Source organism: Pseudomonas sp. RP-B7 (assembly GCF_059803535.1).
The window spans coordinates 39,273-55,693 of the sequence record NZ_JAPFHC010000026.1 but is presented as its reverse complement, the minus strand read 5'-3'; the positions used below and the strand labels follow the sequence as shown (position 1 = coordinate 55,693).

At 63.3% G+C, this 16,421-nt stretch carries 11 protein-coding genes; 8 read left to right on the top strand and 3 right to left on the bottom strand.

Annotated features, from left to right (window positions below):
* Positions 1-140: 140 nt before the first annotated feature.
* A complete protein-coding gene (locus OPU96_RS21275) occupies positions 141-5,036 on the top strand; it encodes an alpha-2-macroglobulin family protein (RefSeq protein WP_498559634.1) in 4,896 nt (1,631 codons plus the stop codon).
* A 135-nt stretch (positions 5,037-5,171) separates the two neighbouring features.
* On the opposite strand, the gene OPU96_RS21270 is transcribed toward OPU96_RS21275, so the two are convergent.
* Entirely contained in the window at positions 5,172-5,465 is a 294-nt protein-coding gene (locus tag OPU96_RS21270; RefSeq protein WP_017738360.1) for a hypothetical protein, read from the bottom strand.
* Between the two features lie 224 nt (positions 5,466-5,689).
* Here OPU96_RS21270 and pbpC point away from each other — a divergent pair, with 224 nt between their 5' ends.
* The 6 genes from pbpC to OPU96_RS21240 all read left to right on the top strand — a co-directional run bounded on the left by pbpC (position 5,690) and on the right by OPU96_RS21240 (position 12,616).
* Positions 5,690-8,002: a peptidoglycan glycosyltransferase PbpC gene (gene pbpC / locus OPU96_RS21265; RefSeq protein WP_226455710.1), complete on the top strand. Its 2,313-nt coding sequence runs from the start codon at positions 5,690-5,692 to the stop codon at positions 8,000-8,002.
* A 159-nt stretch (positions 8,003-8,161) separates the two neighbouring features.
* Complete coding sequence (locus OPU96_RS21260) at positions 8,162-8,470, top strand: MazG-like family protein (protein WP_048723087.1); 309 nt, start codon at positions 8,162-8,164, stop codon at positions 8,468-8,470.
* On the top strand, positions 8,463-9,212 hold the full coding sequence (locus tag OPU96_RS21255; RefSeq protein WP_226455677.1) for a methyltransferase: 750 nt from the start codon (positions 8,463-8,465) through the stop codon (positions 9,210-9,212). The genes OPU96_RS21260 and OPU96_RS21255 overlap by 8 nt, the downstream gene beginning before the upstream one ends.
* Positions 9,213-9,236: 24 nt before the next feature.
* The gene (locus OPU96_RS21250; protein WP_192300182.1) at positions 9,237-9,839 is read left to right on the top strand and encodes a DUF4136 domain-containing protein; all 603 of its coding nucleotides are present in this window, start codon (positions 9,237-9,239) and stop codon (positions 9,837-9,839) included.
* 45 nt (positions 9,840-9,884) lie between these two features.
* On the top strand, positions 9,885-10,442 hold the full coding sequence (locus OPU96_RS21245; protein ID WP_192300181.1) for a DUF4136 domain-containing protein: 558 nt from the start codon (positions 9,885-9,887) through the stop codon (positions 10,440-10,442).
* Between the two features lie 164 nt (positions 10,443-10,606).
* Positions 10,607-12,616 carry a pilus assembly protein TadG-related protein gene (locus OPU96_RS21240; protein ID WP_498559633.1) on the top strand — a complete coding sequence of 670 codons (2,010 nt, stop codon included), beginning with the start codon at positions 10,607-10,609 and terminating at the stop codon, positions 12,614-12,616.
* On the opposite strand, the gene OPU96_RS21235 is transcribed toward OPU96_RS21240, so the two are convergent.
* Both OPU96_RS21235 and OPU96_RS21230 read right to left on the bottom strand, forming a co-directional pair.
* On the bottom strand, positions 12,613-15,345 hold the full coding sequence (locus OPU96_RS21235) for a PAS domain-containing sensor histidine kinase (protein WP_498559632.1): 2,733 nt from the start codon (positions 15,343-15,345) through the stop codon (positions 12,613-12,615). The genes OPU96_RS21240 and OPU96_RS21235 overlap by 4 nt on opposite strands.
* A complete protein-coding gene (locus OPU96_RS21230; protein ID WP_226455680.1) occupies positions 15,342-15,782 on the bottom strand; it encodes a TadE/TadG family type IV pilus assembly protein in 441 nt (146 codons plus the stop codon). Before OPU96_RS21230 ends, OPU96_RS21235 begins: the two co-directional genes overlap by 4 nt.
* Before the next feature lie 72 nt (positions 15,783-15,854).
* On the opposite strand from OPU96_RS21230, the gene OPU96_RS21225 reads away from it, so the two are divergent.
* Positions 15,855-16,340: a prepilin peptidase gene (locus OPU96_RS21225; protein ID WP_463984727.1), complete on the top strand. Its 486-nt coding sequence runs from the start codon at positions 15,855-15,857 to the stop codon at positions 16,338-16,340.
* The last annotated feature ends 81 nt before the right edge of the window (positions 16,341-16,421 follow it).

Below are 16,421 nucleotides of genomic sequence, written 5' to 3'. Positions count from 1 at the left end.
AGTGTTTGTGGGATTTGGCTTGGCAACACTTCCTTTCAAGAACCAAACCACCCTCCGTCGGTCAATGTGAGCAGCACCTCATCAGCCCCACGCGGGCTGATATATAGTTCATCCCTCGGCCCCCTAACAACGAGTGCCCCATGCTTAACAAAGGATTGTTCCTGGCCTGCGCGCTGGCCCTGCTGAGCGCCTGCGATTCTTCCGACAAACCGGCGGCGCCTCCTGCGCCAACCGTGACGGCAGCACCTAAGCCGGCCAAGGCGGTGGTGGACGTGGCAGCGCTGAAGCAGCGTTATGCCGGGCGTGAGTTAAGCGTGGTGGATGTGTCCGAGGTGCAGCTCGATGGGGCCAGCACGCTCTCCGTGAGCTTTTCCATTCCCCTGGACCCCGATCAGAAATTCGCCGACAAACTTCACCTGGTGGACAGCAAGTCCGGCAAGGTCGATGGTGCCTGGGAAATTTCCGACAACCTGATGGAGCTGCGCCTGCGCCATCTGGAGCCACAGCGCAAGCTGGTGCTGACCATCGACGCCGGCGTGAAAGCGGTCAACGACGCCAAGCTCGCCGCCGAATACAGCGCCCGCCTGGAAACCCGCGACCTACAAGCCACCGTCGGTTTCGCCAGCCGTGGCACCTTGCTGCCGACACGCCTGGCCGAAGGCCTGCCGGTGATTGCGTTGAACGTCGACAAGATCGACGTCGAATTCTTTCGCATCAAGCCCGAATCCCTGCCCACCTTCCTAGCGCAATGGGGCCGCAATAGCAGCCTGCAAAGTTATGAGGCCCGCGAACTGCTGCCGATGGCCGACCTGGTCTACGGCGGCCGTTTCGACCTGAACCCTGCACGCAACACCCGTGAAACCCTGCTGCTGCCGATTGCCGGCCTCAAGCAATTGCAGCAGCCAGGCGTGTACCTGGCGGTGATGCGCGCTTCCGGCACCTACAACTATTCCCAGCCGGCGACGCTGTTTACCTTGAGTGACATCGGCTTGTCGGTGCACCGCTACGCCAATCGCCTGGACGTGTTTACCCAGGCCCTCGAAGGCGGCAAGGCGCTGGATGGCGTCGACCTTGAAGTGCTCGATGCCGACGGCCGCGTGCTGGGCCAGGGCAAGACCGAGAAGGGCGGCCACGCCGAGCTGCCGTTGCCGAAAAAAGCCCAGGTGCTGATGGCCAAGCAGGGCGAGCAAACCAGCCTGTTACGCCTCGACAGCGCGGCGCTGGACCTGGCCGAGTTCGACATCGGCGGCCAGCCGTCCCATCCGTTGCAGTTCTTTGTGTTCGGCCCGCGTGACCTGTATCGCCCCGGCGAAACCGTGCTGCTCAACGCCCTGTTGCGCGACAAGGACGGCAACGCGGTCAAGCCGCAACCCGTGAGCGTCGAGGTCCGTCGCCCGGATGAGCAGGTCAGCCGTAAGTTCGTGTGGGATGCCGACGCGTCCGGCCTCTATCAATACCCACTGCAACTGGCTGGCGAAGCGCCGACCGGGCGCTGGCAGCTGGTGTTCGACCTGGGGGACGGCAAGCCGCAGTTGTATGAATTCCTCGTCGAAGACTTCCTGCCCGAGCGCCTGGCGCTGGAACTCAAGGGCAGCGACACGGCGTTGAGCCCGGCCGATAACCCGGTCATCCAGGTCAGTGGCCGCTACCTCTACGGCGCCCCGGCATCGGGCAACCGCGTCAGCGGGCAAATCTATGTGCGGCCGTTGCGCGAAGCGGTCAAGGCGCTGCCGGGCTATCAGTTTGGCTCTGTCACCGAAGAAGAACTGAGCCAGGATTTCGAACTCGACGAAAGCGTGCTCGACGCCAAGGGCCAGGAAGAACTGACCCTGGAAAGCAAATGGGCCGACGCCAAGTCGCCGCTGCAACTGATCGTGCAAGCCAGTCTGCACGAGTCCGGCGGGCGCCCGATCACCCGGCGCCTGGTGCAGCCGATCTGGCCGGCCGAACAACTGCCGGGCCTGCGCGGGTTGTTTGACGGCAAGGAAACCAACGGCGATGGCCCGGCAGAATTCGAAGTACTGCTGGCCAACCCGCAAGGGCAGAAGCTCGCCGCGCAAAACCTCAAAGTGCGCCTGGTGCGTGAGCGTCGCGATTACTACTGGAACTACTCCGACAACGATGGCTGGAGTTACCACTTCAACGAAAAATTCCTCAACCTCGACGAACAGACCTTGAACATCCAGGCGGGCGACACCGCCAAGGTCAGCTTCCAGGTCGAGTGGGGCCCTTACCGCGTCGAGGTCGAAGACCCGCAGACCGGGCTGGTCAGCAGCCTGCGCTTCTGGGCCGGCTACCAGGCCCAGGACAACACCGAAGGCGGCGCCGTACGCCCCGATCAGGTCAAGCTGGCGCTGGATAAACCGGCGTATGGCGACGGCGATACCGCCAACGTCACCGTGACCCCGCCTGCCGCCGGCAAGGGCTACCTGCTGGTGGAGTCCGCCGAAGGGCCGTTGTGGTGGCAGGAAATCGACGTGCCGGCCGAAGGCAAAAGCTTCGCCGTGAAGCTCGACCCGAAATGGTCGCGCCATGATTTGTACGTCAGTGCCCTGGTGATTCGTCCCGGCGAGCGCAAAGCCAATATCACCCCCAAACGGGCCGTGGGCCTGCTGCACCTGCCGCTGGATCGCACCCAGCGCAAACTCGGCGTGACCCTCAGCGCGCCGGAAAAAATGCGTCCCAAGCAAGCGCTGACGGTAAAAGTCGCCGCCAAGAATGCCGATGGCAGCGTGCCGAAACAGGTGCACGTGCTGGTCGCGGCGGTGGATGTGGGCATCCTCAATATCACCGAATACCCGACGCCGGACCCGTACGCCAGCCTGTTCGGTCGCAAGGCTTACGGCGTGGACCAGTTCGACATCTACGGCCAGTTGATCGAGGCTGGCCAGGGCCGCCTGGCCAGCCTGGCCTTTGGTGGTGACGCTGCGCTGGCCAAGGGCGGCAAGCGCCCGGACACCAGCCTCACCATCGTCGCCCTGCAAAGCGCGCCCGTGACCTTGAATGAGCGGGGCGAGGGCGAAGTCAGCGTCAACATCCCCGACTTCAACGGCGAACTGCGCCTGATGGCCCAGGCCTGGAGCGATGATCGCTATGGCATGGCCGAAGCCAAGACAGTGATTGCCGCGCCGCTGATCGCCGAGCTGTCGGCGCCGCGTTTCCTTGCCGGTGGCGACCAGACCACCTTGGCGCTGGACCTGTCCAACCTGTCGGGCCGGGCGCAGAAGCTCGATGTGCAATTGAGCGTCGAGGGGCAGCTGGAATTGGTCAACCCTGGCGCACAAAACGTCGAACTCAAACAAGGCCAGCGCACCACCCTGCGCATCCCGGTAAAAGCCTGGGGCGGCTTGGGGCAGGGCAAGGTCAAGGTCACCGTGAATGGCCTCGACCTGCCGGGTGAAAATCTACCGCCGTTCACTCGCGAATGGACCCTGGGCGTGCGTCCGGCGTATCCGGCATTGCTCAAGCATTACCGCGCGGTACTCAAGGATCAGCCGTGGAGCCTGCCAGCGGGCACCCTGGATCAGTTCGATGCGTCGGGGCGCGAGGCGCTGTTGAGCCTGTCGAGCCGGCCGCCGTTGAACCTTGGCGCGCAGATCAGCGCGCTCAAGGCCTACCCTTATGGCTGCCTGGAGCAGACCGCCAGCGGCCTGTACCCGTCGCTGTACGCCGACGATACGTTGCTCAAGCGCCTGGCGATCAAGGGCGAGCCGGATGCCGAGCGCAAGCGCAAGATCGAAATCGGCATCGAGCGCTTGCTGGGCATGCAGCGCTATAACGGCAGCTTCGGGTTGTGGGGAGCTGACGGCGAAGAAGAATATTGGCTGACAGCCTACGTCACCGACTTCCTCCTGCGCGCCCGTGATCAGGGTTTCGCGGTGCCGCAGGAGGCCTTGAAAAAGGCCAGTGAGCGACTGCTGCGTTATGTGCAGGAGCGCAACCTGATCGACGTCGATTACAGCGACAACGCCGACCACACCCGCTTCGCCGTGCAGGCCTACGCCGGCATGGTCCTGGCGCGCAGCCAGCAGGCGCCGTTGGGCGCGTTGCGCAGCATCTTCGAGCGTCGCAGCGATGCGCGCTCCGGGTTGCCGCTGGTGCACCTGGCGATTGCGTTGCAGAAAATGGGCGACCAGCCACGGGCGGACCAGGCGTTGCTGGCCGGTCTGGCGGCGCAGCGCAATGCCAATGAATGGCTGGCCGACTACGGCAGCCCGTTGCGTGATCAAGCGATGATCCTGGCGCTGCTGGAGGAGAACGACCTGGCCAAAGGCAAGCGTGAGGAGCGCTTGTTCACGCTGTCGGATCAGTTGGCAGCGAGCCCGTACTTGTCGACCCAGGAGCGTAATTCGCTGTTCCTCGCCGGGCGCCTGGGGTTTGCCAAGCCGGAGTCGGACTGGAAAGTGCTACTGGATGGCAGTGCTGGACGCCACGAGTTGAATAACCAGCAGTCGACCCTGGATCTGGAGGGCAAGCTGCTTTCAAGCAACCTGAGCCTGACCAATCAGGGCGATGTGCCGGTTTACCAGCAACTGACGATTTCAGGTTACCCACAGGTGCCACCGGCGCCAGGTGGCGACAACTTGAGCATCCGCCGTGAATACCTGGGCATGAACGGCCAGCCGCTGAACCTGCACAGCCTCAACAGCGGCGACCTGGTGCTGGTGCACTTGGCCGTCAGCGCCAAGCAACGTGTGCCGGACGCCCTGGTGGTGGACCTGCTGCCCGCCGGCCTGGAACTGGAAAACCAGAACCTGGCACAGAGCGCTGCCAGCCTGGAAAACGCCAGCAGCCAGGTGAAGGAATGGCGTGAGTCGATGCAGAACGCGTCGCTCAAGCATCAGGAGTTCCGCGATGACCGTTATGTGGCCGCGCTGAACCTGGACGGTTCCGGCACCACGCACTTGCTGTATCTGGCACGAGCGGTGACGCCGGGCACGTACCGCGTACCGCCGCCGCAAGTGGAGTCGATGTACCGGCCGAACTGGCAGGCGGTGGGCGAGACCCCGGCGGACTTGGTGATCAAGGGCCGCTGAGATCTCAACTTGAAATGGGGCCTGAATGTGTGCGGGCTTGCTCGCGAAGACGGAGTGTCAGCCAGTACATCTGATACTGACATACCGCATTCGCGAGCAAGCCCGCTGCCACAGGGGGGCTGGTTGTTTGGGGGATCAGTGCACGACCCAGCTGAGCAGCCACAGCCCCAGCAGCAACCAGATAATCCCGAAGATGATCGACGCACGCATAAACGCCCGCACCGCCGAATACAGGAACAGCAGGCCAATGATCAGCGTGAGGATGCTGATTATCGAAGTGTCCATGCCCAGCGTACGTGAGAGGCCTTCGACAAAGTTGCCGCCAGCGTTGGTCAAGGCCCCGAACAATCCGCTGAGCCCATCGACGATAAAGCGGATGACCGAACCGAGCGCTTGGCCCAGCCATTCGAAGAAGCTTTCTACCTGCATGTGTGTGTCCTGATGAGAAGGTGGGCGTATCTGTGCCTTTGGTTGTGATTGCGCCAGGCTAGTTCCCTATAAGCATAGAGGTTTGCAGGTTAAATAATGGGTTTGCTTAGTATCGGATACCCACAATCCCATGTGGGAGCTGGCTTGCCTGCGATAGCGGTGGGTCAGTGAAAAATTTACCAACCGCCCCACCGCTATCGCAGGCAAGCCCGCTCCCACGGTTACTGCGCTGGAGCTTGGGGGTTGTGGTGTTGGTGATCGCGCTGTTGTGGCTGGCCGACCGTATCTGGCCCTTGCCGCTCCCTCAGGACGACCTGGCACGCGTCGTACTCGCCGAAGACGGTACGCCCTTGTGGCGCTTCGCCGATGCCAACGGCGTGTGGCGCTACCCGGTGCAAACCGGCGAAGTCTCGCCGTATTACCTCGACGCACTGCTCACCTACGAAGACCGCTGGTTCTACCGACACCCCGGCGTCAACCCGCTGGCGCTGGTGCGGGCCTCCTGGCAGAACCTCAGCGGCACACGGGTAGTGTCCGGCGGCAGCACCTTGTCGATGCAGGTCGCACGCCTGCTCGATCCGCATTCGCGCACCTTCCACGGCAAGTTGCGCCAGTTGTGGCGCACGGCGCAGTTGGAGTGGCACCTGTCCAAGGACGAAATCCTCAACCTCTACCTGAACCGCGCCCCGTTTGGCGGGACGTTGCAAGGCGTGGCGGCGGCCAGTTGGGCCTACCTGGGAAAATCCCCGGCGCACTTGACCCATGCCGAAGCGGCCTTGCTTGCCGTACTGCCCCAGGCCCCCAGCCGCTTGCGCCCGGACCGTCACCCGCAACGCGCCCAGCAAGCCCGCGACAAGGTGCTGCGCCGCCTCGCCGAGTTTCAGGTGTGGCCGCAGACCGCTGTCGACGAAGCCCTGGAGGAACCGCTGCTGCTCGCCCCGCGCCTGGAGCCGAGCCTGGCACCCTTGCTCGCGCGCCGCCTGAACCGTCCGGACAGCCCGCCGCTGATCCGCACCACCGTGGATGCCACCTTGCAACGCCGTCTCGAAGACCTGCTGCTGGGCTGGCGCGCCCGTTTGCCGGAGTACACCTCCGCCGCGATCCTGGTGGTGGAAGAAGAAAGCATGGCCGTGCGCGCCTACGTCGGCTCGGTGGACATCAACGATGCCAAGCGCTTTGGCCATGTGGACATGATCAGCGCGTTGCGTTCGCCAGGCTCCACGTTGAAACCGTTTCTGTATGGCATGGCGTTGGATGACGGCTTGATCCACTCCGAGTCGCTGTTGCAAGACGTCCCCCGCCGTTACGGCGATTACCGGCCGGGCAATTTTTCCATGGGCTTTACCGGCGCGGTGCCTGCGAGTACGGCGTTGTCCAGTTCGCTGAACCTGCCGGCGGTGCAGTTGCTGGAAGCCTACGGGCCCAAGCGCTTCGCCGCCCAAATGCGTATCGGCGGCGTGCCCTTGGCGTTGCCGGCGCTGGCCGAGCCCAATCTGGCGTTGATTCTTGGCGGCGCGGGCAGTCGTCTGGAGGATCTGGTCAGCGGTTACAGCGCCTTCGCCCGGGATGGCAAGAGCGCGACCATTCGCTTGCAGCCAGGCGACGTTCTCAGGGAGCGGCCGATGTTGTCCCCTGGTGCGGCGTGGATTGTGCGACGTATCCTCAGTGGCCAGGCACGCCCCGACCGCGACCCGCGTGCCGAGTTGGTGCAGCGCCCGGTGCTGGCCTGGAAAACCGGCACCAGCTATGGCTTTCGTGATGCCTGGGCGATTGGTGTGGGGCCGCGTTACTTGATTGGTGTGTGGATCGGCCGACCGGACGGCACGCCAGTGCCGGGGCAGTTCGGCCTGGCCTCGGCGGCGCCGTTGATGCTGCAGGTGCACGATGTGCTGACCAACCGCGACAGCCAGCGCGGCATCAGTGCGCCCGTCAAACCGGTGCCGGCGAATGTTGGCGTGGCTGCGATCTGTTGGCCGCTGGGCCAGCCGCTGGGCCGCAGCGATCCCAATTGCCGGCGCCAGCGTTTTGCCTGGACGTTGGACAACACCACACCGCCGACCTTGCAGGCATTGGATCAACCGTTGAGCGTGGGGTTGATGGAGAGCGTGTGGGTCAACGCCAAGGGCCTGCGGGTCGACGCCCATTGCCCTGGTGCCGAGGCGAAAAGCATCGCCTTGTGGCCGGCGCCGCTGGAGCCATGGTTGCCACGGGTCGAGCGCCGCGAAGCACGCATCCCGGCCGCCGATCCCGATTGCCCGCCGCCGGTATTGGCCGCGTCGTCGCCGTTGTCGATTGTAGGCGTGCGCGAGGGTGATCAACTGCGCTTGCCGGCTGCCAGCCAGCAGGCGCTGCGTCTGAAAATCTCGGCGTTGGGCGGCAGTGGGCGGCGTTGGTGGTTTCTCAATGGCGAGCCGTTGGGGGACAGTGCCAACCAGGACTTTATCAATGCCAGCTTTGAGCGGTTGGGGCGGTATCAGCTGAGTGTGCTGGATGAGGCGGGGCAGACTGCCCGGCTTGAGTTCAGTGTCGTCGACTAAATCGCCTTCGCGAGCAAGCCCGCGCCCACATTTTGATTTGTGAATACCTTCAAGTGTGGGAGCGGGCTTGCTCGCGAAGGCGTCCTCAAGAACACCCGGAGATTCACTTGCCTTCAAGGCCAATCCCCCCGAAGCTACTCACCTTCAGGAGCCTCACGCATGAACCTCGAACACCTCACCGAACGCCTGCACCGCATCCGCGATACCAACGACTGGAAGCAGTTCCACAGCCCGAAAAACCTGGCCATGGCCGCCAGCGTGGAAATGGCCGAGCTGGTGGAGATCTTCCAATGGCTGAGCGAAGACCAATCCCGCCAGCTGCCTGCCGACAAACTCGCCCATGCCGGGCAGGAAGTCGGCGATATCGTGTTGTACCTGCTGTTGCTGTGCAGCGAGTTGGGCCTGGACATGAACGAGGTGGTGCGCGCCAAACTGGCCGACAGCGAACGGCGGTTTGCCCATGAGTGACCGACATTTCGACCAATTGGCCACGCGTTTTGCCGAGAAAATCTACGGTGGCGCCAAGGGGGCCATCCGTCTGGCGGTGCTCCAGGCCGACCTGACCGAAGCGCTGCCCAAGCGCCCATTGCGCGTGCTGGACATCGGCGCGGGCCTGGGCCATATGTCGTTGTGGCTGGCCGAGCAGGGCCATCAAGTGACCCTGGCCGAACCCGCCGAGCCGATGCTCGAAGGCGCGCGCCAACGCTTCGCCGAGGCCGGGCAGAGCGCAACGTTCATTCACGCGCCGTGGCAGGATTTGCTTGGCCAACTCACCGAACCCTATGACCTGGTGCTGTGCCACGCCGTGCTGGAATGGCTGGCCGAGCCCCACGCGATCCTGCCGGTGCTGCACCAACTCACGGTGCCCGGCGGCTGGTTGTCCCTGGCGTTCTATAACCGTGATGCGCTGATTTACCGCAACCTGCTCAAAGGCCACTTCCGCAAGATGCGCAAGAACGACATGGCCGGGGAAAAGCAGAGCCTCACCCCGCAACAGCCGCTCGACCCGCGTGAACTGGCGGCGCAACTCGAAGGCCTTTGGCAGGTCGAAAGCCAAAGTGGCGTGCGGGTGTTCCACGACTACATGCCGGTGGAATTCCAGGCCCGCGCGAATCTGCAGGACTTGTTGGAGATGGAACTCGCTCACCGTCGTCACCCAAGCTTTGCCGGACTTGGGCGTTATTTGCACTGGATCTGCCGTCCGGTTTAAGCGGCCCAGTCTGCGGAGGTCGAAATGCGTCGTCTCTGTTTGATCCTGTTGTCTTTGGGACTGGGCGCCTGTTCCAGCCCCAATCCCTACGTGGCCGCCTCGGCCCCGATGCCGCCGGCCCCGGCCCAGGCGGCCAATACCTTTGATGCCAGTGCCTACCCGGCGCCGGTGCGCGACTATGGCGCCTACCGCAACTGGGCCTGGCGCAACGGCCAGCTGCCGGCGGGCACGGCCTGGGCCGATTCGGCGCAGATTGCCGAAGCGGTCAGCGGCGCCCTCGACCAGCGCGGCTTGCGCCCCCTGCACGACAATCGCCCGCCGGACCTGCTGGTCAGCGCCGACGTGCGCCTGGAGAAGCGCCTCAAGCAAGTCCAGGATGACTATGGCTACGGCTATGGTGGCTACAACCGCTATGGCAATGGCTACGGCATGTACAACTCGGCACCGATCGTGCGCACCTATGAAGTGACGGTGGCGGTGGTGCGCGTCAACCTGTTCGACGCCCGCAGCGGCCAGCCGGTGTGGAGCACCAGCGCGGAAACCGCCAGCCAGGGTAGCCTCAGCGAACGCGCCGATGGGCTGCGCAAGGCGGTGCAGAAGGCGATGAGCGCTTATCCGCCACGTTAAGCGCTAAGCTCAATGACAGGCCCCGGTCTATTTTGGAGAACACTCATGTTTCGTCGTATCGCAACGCTCGCTTTTGTAGTGCTGCTGGGCGGTTGCCAGACCAGCCAGGTCAACCACGATTTTGACGCCAGCCGTGATTTCGGCGCGTACCGCAGCTGGGCCTGGAAAGACCCGGCACTGCAATACCGTCCGGATGACCCGCGGATCAAGAGCGACCTCACCGAACAACGCATCCGCCAGGCCGTCGGCGAACAACTCGACCAGCGCGGCCTGCGTCCGGCGGCGGCTGGCGCCAAGGCGGACTTGAAGGTGCAGGCCTACCTGATCGTCGAAGACCGCCAGCAACAAGTCACCACCAACTACGGCGGCGCCTGGGGCGGCCCGTGGAACGGCTACTGGGGCGCGCCGATGTACAACGAAACGCGCAACATCACCTACAAAGTGGCAACCCTCCAGATCGACCTGCTCGACGGCAAGGACGGCAAGCTGGTGTGGCGCGGCAGCGACGAGCAGATGATGAGCAGCACGCCGAATCCCCAGGATCGCAGCAATGCCATCCGCGCGACGGTGACTAAAATTCTCTCCAACTACCCGCCGCACTAACCAACACCGCAATCCCCCTGTGGGAGCAAGCCCGCTCCCACACCTAGCTTTGTGCACGCCCCACAATCTCCGTCAGTCGCCAATGTGGCGACTGGCCGGCGCGGCCGCAACGCCTTGTCTACACTCCACTGCACTACGGAGAGTAAGCGCTAAAGGAGTGCTCGATGTCTCCCCGACTTCGTTCCAGGCAGCGTGGTGCGATTGGCTTGATGGCGGCCCTGACCCTGGGGCTGGCGCTGGTCTTTCTGTTGCTGGTCGTCGATAGCGGGCGGCTGTACCTGGAGAAGCGCAAGCTGCAAGGCATCGCCGACATGGCCGCGCTGGAAGCGGTGCAGCGCAACGGCAATTGCATACCGGCCACCAACACCGCGCCGACCTTTGCCGGCGCCAGCGCCACGCGCAACGGCTATGTCATTCCCCCCGCCAGTGCGCTGGACGTGCGCTGCGGCGTGCTGAGCACCAATGCCAGCAACCTGCGCGTGTTCAGCCAGGACTCCACCAAGACCGATGCCATCCAGGTGACCGCCTCCCGCCCGGTGTTGACCAGCGTTGCGGGTGGCGTCTGGACGCTGGTCAATGGCAACGCCTACAACGTGATGACCCAATTGACCGCCAGGGCCGTCGCCGCGCCGAAGATTCTGCCGCCGCAGGCGCAGTTGACGATCAAGTCGACGGTGCTGACGGTCGACTCCAGCAAGTCGGACGCCCTGGACCTGCTGTTCGGCAAGCTGCTGGGCGGCAACCTGTCGGTGGGCCTGGCGGGCTGGCAAGGGTTGGTGGGCACCGATATAAACCTGCTCAGTTACCTGAACCAACTGGCGCTGAACGTGGGAGTGCAGGCAGGCAATTACGATGAGTTGTTGGCCAAGAACCTCAAGCTCGGTCAGTTGGTGGATGCAGCGGTCACGGTGTTGCAGGCCGGAGGCAGCACCGCCTCGGTGGCGGCTGCGGCGGGAGCGGCGAAGATCAGTGCGCTGGTGGGCAACCTGGACGTGACGTTGGGCAGCTTGATGCAAGTGCAGACCGGCGCGGTGTCCGCGGGGCTCAATACCACGGTGAATGCCTTCCAGTTGATCGAGGCGTTTGTGCAGTTGGCCAACAAGACAAGTGCCGTGGTTGCCGACGTGCCGGTGACGCTGCCCGGGGTCACGACGAATCTCAAGATCAAAGTGATCCAGCCGCCGCAGTTGTCGGCGATTGGCGATCCGACGTATGCCAAGAACATGACTGATTTGAATACGCGTATTTATGTGCGAACCGCTCAGATTAGTGTGGGGCTGACGGTGAATCTGCCGCTACTTAACACACCGCTGGTGAATACGGCCTTGAACAGCTTAGTTGCGCCGCTTTCGGATGTGCTTAACAACTTGCTTAGTTTGAACTTGGCGGGGACTGTCAGCTCGCTCCTTTGTGCGGTAGGCGGAGTTCCTTGTCAGACGACAGATTTGAGGTTGTTGTCGTCTGCGACTAACCCACCCGTCCCCAGTGTGGATGTGATTTTAGACGTGGGCATAGCTGAAAGTTATGTTACCGGGTTTACTTGCGTCAGCGACGCGACCAAAACGCTGACCACCCAAACAAAAACCTCAGCGGTGAGTATCAAAATCGGCCAAAGCCCAACCCTGATCAACTCCTTGGGCGCTAGCACGCCGTTGGCGTCGGTGCCACCGTTGCCAGTGATTGATATTGGCGCGATTACTTGCCTAAAACCCTTGCTGGGGCTTGGTCCAACTACGTGTGATCAAAGTACCCGCAAGGCGTTTTATGGCGGTGGGATAGGATTGATCTTCGACCCCACCGTCGGCTCAATCAACACGACGCTAGGCCCAGACACGTACAACCAGCCTCCAGAAATCAAGCAACCCCCGCTTTATCATTCTCTTTCTACTCAAAATTTGGTGGCGTCGGTCGCATCAGCGTTGAAAACAAACCTGAAATTCCAAGTCTATAAACCCACCGGATTCAACTTGCTGGGCGGATTGCTGGCAACCAGCGGCACCTTGCTTAATGACTTAACCACTGCCTTGGGCGGCGTGATCGGCAATGTACTCAGCCCAGTCGTCGACCCACTGGTCAACGGCCTGCTGAACACCCTCGGCATCAACCTCAACCAGGTCGAAGTCGGTGCCAACCTCAGTTGCCGCCCCCATGGCCAGGCGGCGCTGGTGAACTAGGCCAGCGGCAACTCCACGCAAAACCGGGCGCCGTGCTCGCCGTTGCTGACGCTCAGGCGTCCGCCCATGTTTTCCACAATCCCGTAGCTCACCGACAACCCGAGGCCGGTGCCTACGCCAATCGGCTTGGTGGTGAAGAAGGGTTCGAAGATCCGCTCCAGCAGGCGCGGGTCGATGCCGCCGCCGTTGTCCTCGACCCAGATGCGCACGTGACGGCCGTCACGCTCGCTGTGCATGGCGATCCAGGGGCGCAGCTCCGGCTGTTTTTCACGCTGGCCGAGCAACGCGTCGCGGGCGTTGACGATCAGGTTGATCAGCACCTGTTCCAACTGGTCGACGTGGCCCTTGACCTGCACCGTGAAGTCCGGCGGTGTCAGGCGCAGTTCCACACCCTTGCCGCGCAAGCCTTCGCTGAGCAGCGACAGCGTGCCCTCCACCGCCTGTGCCGGGTCGAAGGGGTGCTGCTCGACTTCCGAGCGGCGGCCGAACACGCGCATATGGTCGACCACCCGCGCCGCGCGCTGCACCTGGGTGTCGATGCGTTGCAGTTTTTCGGTCAGGTAGTCGATTTGTGCATCGCCATCGCGCACGCGCTTGAGCACATTGACGATGGCCATGCGCATCACGTTCAACGGTTGGTTGATCTCGTGGGCCAGGCCCGTGGCCATTTCGCCGAGGGTGGCCATTTTGGCGCTCTGGGTCAGTTGTTGCTGGGAGCGACGCACTTCGGTGTTGTCGCGGCCCACAGCCTGCACTTCCACCAGCGCGCCCTGCTCATCGAACACGCCGCGGTCTGACCATACCCACCAGGCATGTTCGCGCCCCGGCAGTTGCAGGCTGATTTCGGCGGTGCTGACCGGGAACTCCGGCGTCAGTCGGCCAATGCGCTGCACAAAGCTGTCGCGTTGTTCGGCCGACAGCCAATCCGCCAGGTTCAGCCCCGGCAATTGTTCCGGGCGGCACTCCAGATAGTTGGCCAGCGGGGTGTTGCCGAACGTCAGGGTCAGGTCGGGGCGGTAGCGGCAGATCATCGCCGGTGAGTCCTCTACCAGGATGCGGTAGCGTTCCTCGCTTTGCTTGACGTGCTCCGCCGCCAGGGTGGCCTCGGTCACATCCAGCCACAGGCCCACGGCTTCGACCGGCAGGCCCAGGTCGTCGCGCAGCAGCCTGGCTTCGTCGAGCAGCCAGTGATAGTTGCCTTGCTTGTCCTGCACGCGATAGCGGCTGCGCACATTGCCTTCGCGCAGCAGTTGGCGGGTGCGTTCGAAATACAGGTCGCGGTCGTCGGGGTGCAGCCATTCGATCAGGCTGGCGGCCGTGCATTCGGCGAGCGTACGGCCGAGCAACGGCAGCAGGCTGTCGCTGAAAAACAGCGGTTGCAGGGTGCCTTCGACGTAGCGCTGTACATAGATGATTGCCGGTGAGCTGGCGATCAGGTTGTCCAGCCGGGCGTGGGCGGCAGCGGCTTGCTGTTGCTGGTTTTTGATGTCGCTGATGTCGAGCATGAAGCCGACCAGCCGCCGATGGTTGCCGACGCCCAGGGCCTGGCCCTGGACGCGATACCAGATGGGGTTTTGCGCGGCGTCGAGACGGTGCAGGCGCACGCTGGTCGACAGCGGTTTGCTCAGGGTCTGCAAGTCGTGCAGGCGGCTGGCGAGTTCCTCGCGGTCGGCGGGGTGAAACAGCCGCAGCCAGTCGCTCAAGGTGTGGCGTGTGGTGGCTTCGTCGGGGTTCAGGTGCTGTTGCAGCTGGGGCGCCAGTTGGATGTCGTCGCTGAGGTTGGGCAGTTCCCACCAACCAGTGCCGAGCAGGCCTTGCAGGGCTTCGAGGCGATCCAGTTGCTGTTGGTGGCGCTGTTCGCGCAGGCGGCTGAGCAGGGGCGCGGCGAGGGCTGCGGTGAGTTGCAGCCAGTCGCGCTCGAAGGTGTCTTGGGCGTGGTAGAAACCGCACAGCAGCCAGGCGGCGACGCCATGGTCATCGCGATAGGGCACCAGGAACCCCTCGGCATTCGCAAAGATGCCTTGCAGGCGCGGATGCTCGCTGTGGCCGTGGGTGAGGGTCAGGCTCAACGGCGCGGTGCCGCCCAAACTGTCCAGGGCCGCGCCGAGTGCCTGGCCATCGTGCCACAGCACCGGGGCGTCAAACGTGCGGTATTGGCTGTGGACCCGCCAGCCCAGGTCCTGTTCGTCGAGCAGGGCGATGGCGACACAGGGAATCTGAAAGTGTTGGGCAATGCTTTGCAGGTTGTCCTGCACCACTTCCGGCAGCCGGGTCAGGCTGCACACGCGCAAGCGTTCGCTGACCTGGGCGCTGAGCAACTGGTGTTGCTCGCGGGCTTCGGCGTGCTCGCGGTGGCCGATCAAGTCGCCGATGTCCAACAGCTGCAAAACCCAGCCGTCGCCGCTGGGCTGGATCCAGCCACGGGTTTGCAGGGGGCGTCCAGCGAAGCCATTGAAATCCAGGTCGAGGTTTTGGCCCTGCCAATCGGCGGGGCTGCCCTCGATCACCACGGCGCTGTGGGCACACAGGTAGTCCACCAGCGGTTCGGGATGTTGCTCGGCGGTGTGTTTGACCAGGCGATGACGCAGCGGACCGTGGGTTTGCAGGACGCGGCCGAGGTTGTCCAGGTCAATCTGCAAACCGGCGTTGACGGGGACGTGCGCCGCGGGCAGGTGTGACTCGGGCGGGCGGCCGAGCAGGCGGTCGAAGAACTTTTCCCCCGAGGTCAAAATTGCAGGCTCGCTTGGGCCGACAGCGTGGTGGGCAGGTTGGGCACGGTGCCGAAGCCCGGCAGCACCAGGAATGGCAGGACGCTTTTGAGGTTGTCGGAGGGGTAGTTGATTTGCACGGTCAACAGGTTGCCGGCCGAGTAGGTGGCGGTGACATAGCCCGGGACGAATTTGAACGCGGCAGGCAGCCACTGCAATTGAGCCTGGGCGGTCGCCACGGCACGTGCGGTGACGGCGCTGGAGTAACCGGGGGTGGTGGGGTCCAGTGCAACGCTGCGCCTGACACCCTCGGCCGTGGCCTGGTTGAACGATTGCAGCAACAGCAACGGCAGGCTGTAGCTGACCAAACCGTAAAACACGGCAAAAAAGATCATGAACACCATCGCGAACTCAAGCGCGGCGGCACCTTTCTGTTTTCTGGGGAGGCCCTTTCTCATGACTGCGTCTACCCTGACAACGACTACCTGATATCAGCATAGAGTCATTCAGTAAAAAGGGATTTTTTTTACGTGATTCACAGCCTCATCGTGTTTGCCTGGCTGGCGCTGTGCGCCGTGCAAGATACCCGTCAACGCCAGATCGCCAACCGCCTGACCCTCGGCGGTTTTGTGCTGGCACTGGTTTACCTGGTGTGGAGCGGTTCCACCTGGCTGGGCGCGACGCCGGCCGAGGGTGCCTGGGCATTTGCCCTTGCCGTGGTGTTCACCTTGCCCGGTTATGCCCTGGGGCGTCTTGGCGCTGCGGATGTAAAACTGCTGGCGGCCCTGGGCCTGGCGAGCAATTGCACGTACTTGCTCGGCACGTTTGTCGGTGCCGGCCTGGCCAGCGTGGTGTGGCTGCTGTTGGCGCCAAAATTGTGGCCGCTGATGAATCAAGGGCTTAGAAATGCCCTTGAGTACCTCGGCCCGCACCAGTCAAAAAAACAGCCCTTCGCGCCGTTTTTGTTGGTCGGATTTACCCTCGCCTGGCTTTGGAACCCACTGATCGCAACGTAGCGTAGCTCTATGTACATAGTCGGAAAGTGCGTCTACGTTTATAGCCAGGATGTGCGAAATAGACGCGGTTGTACCGTCTTG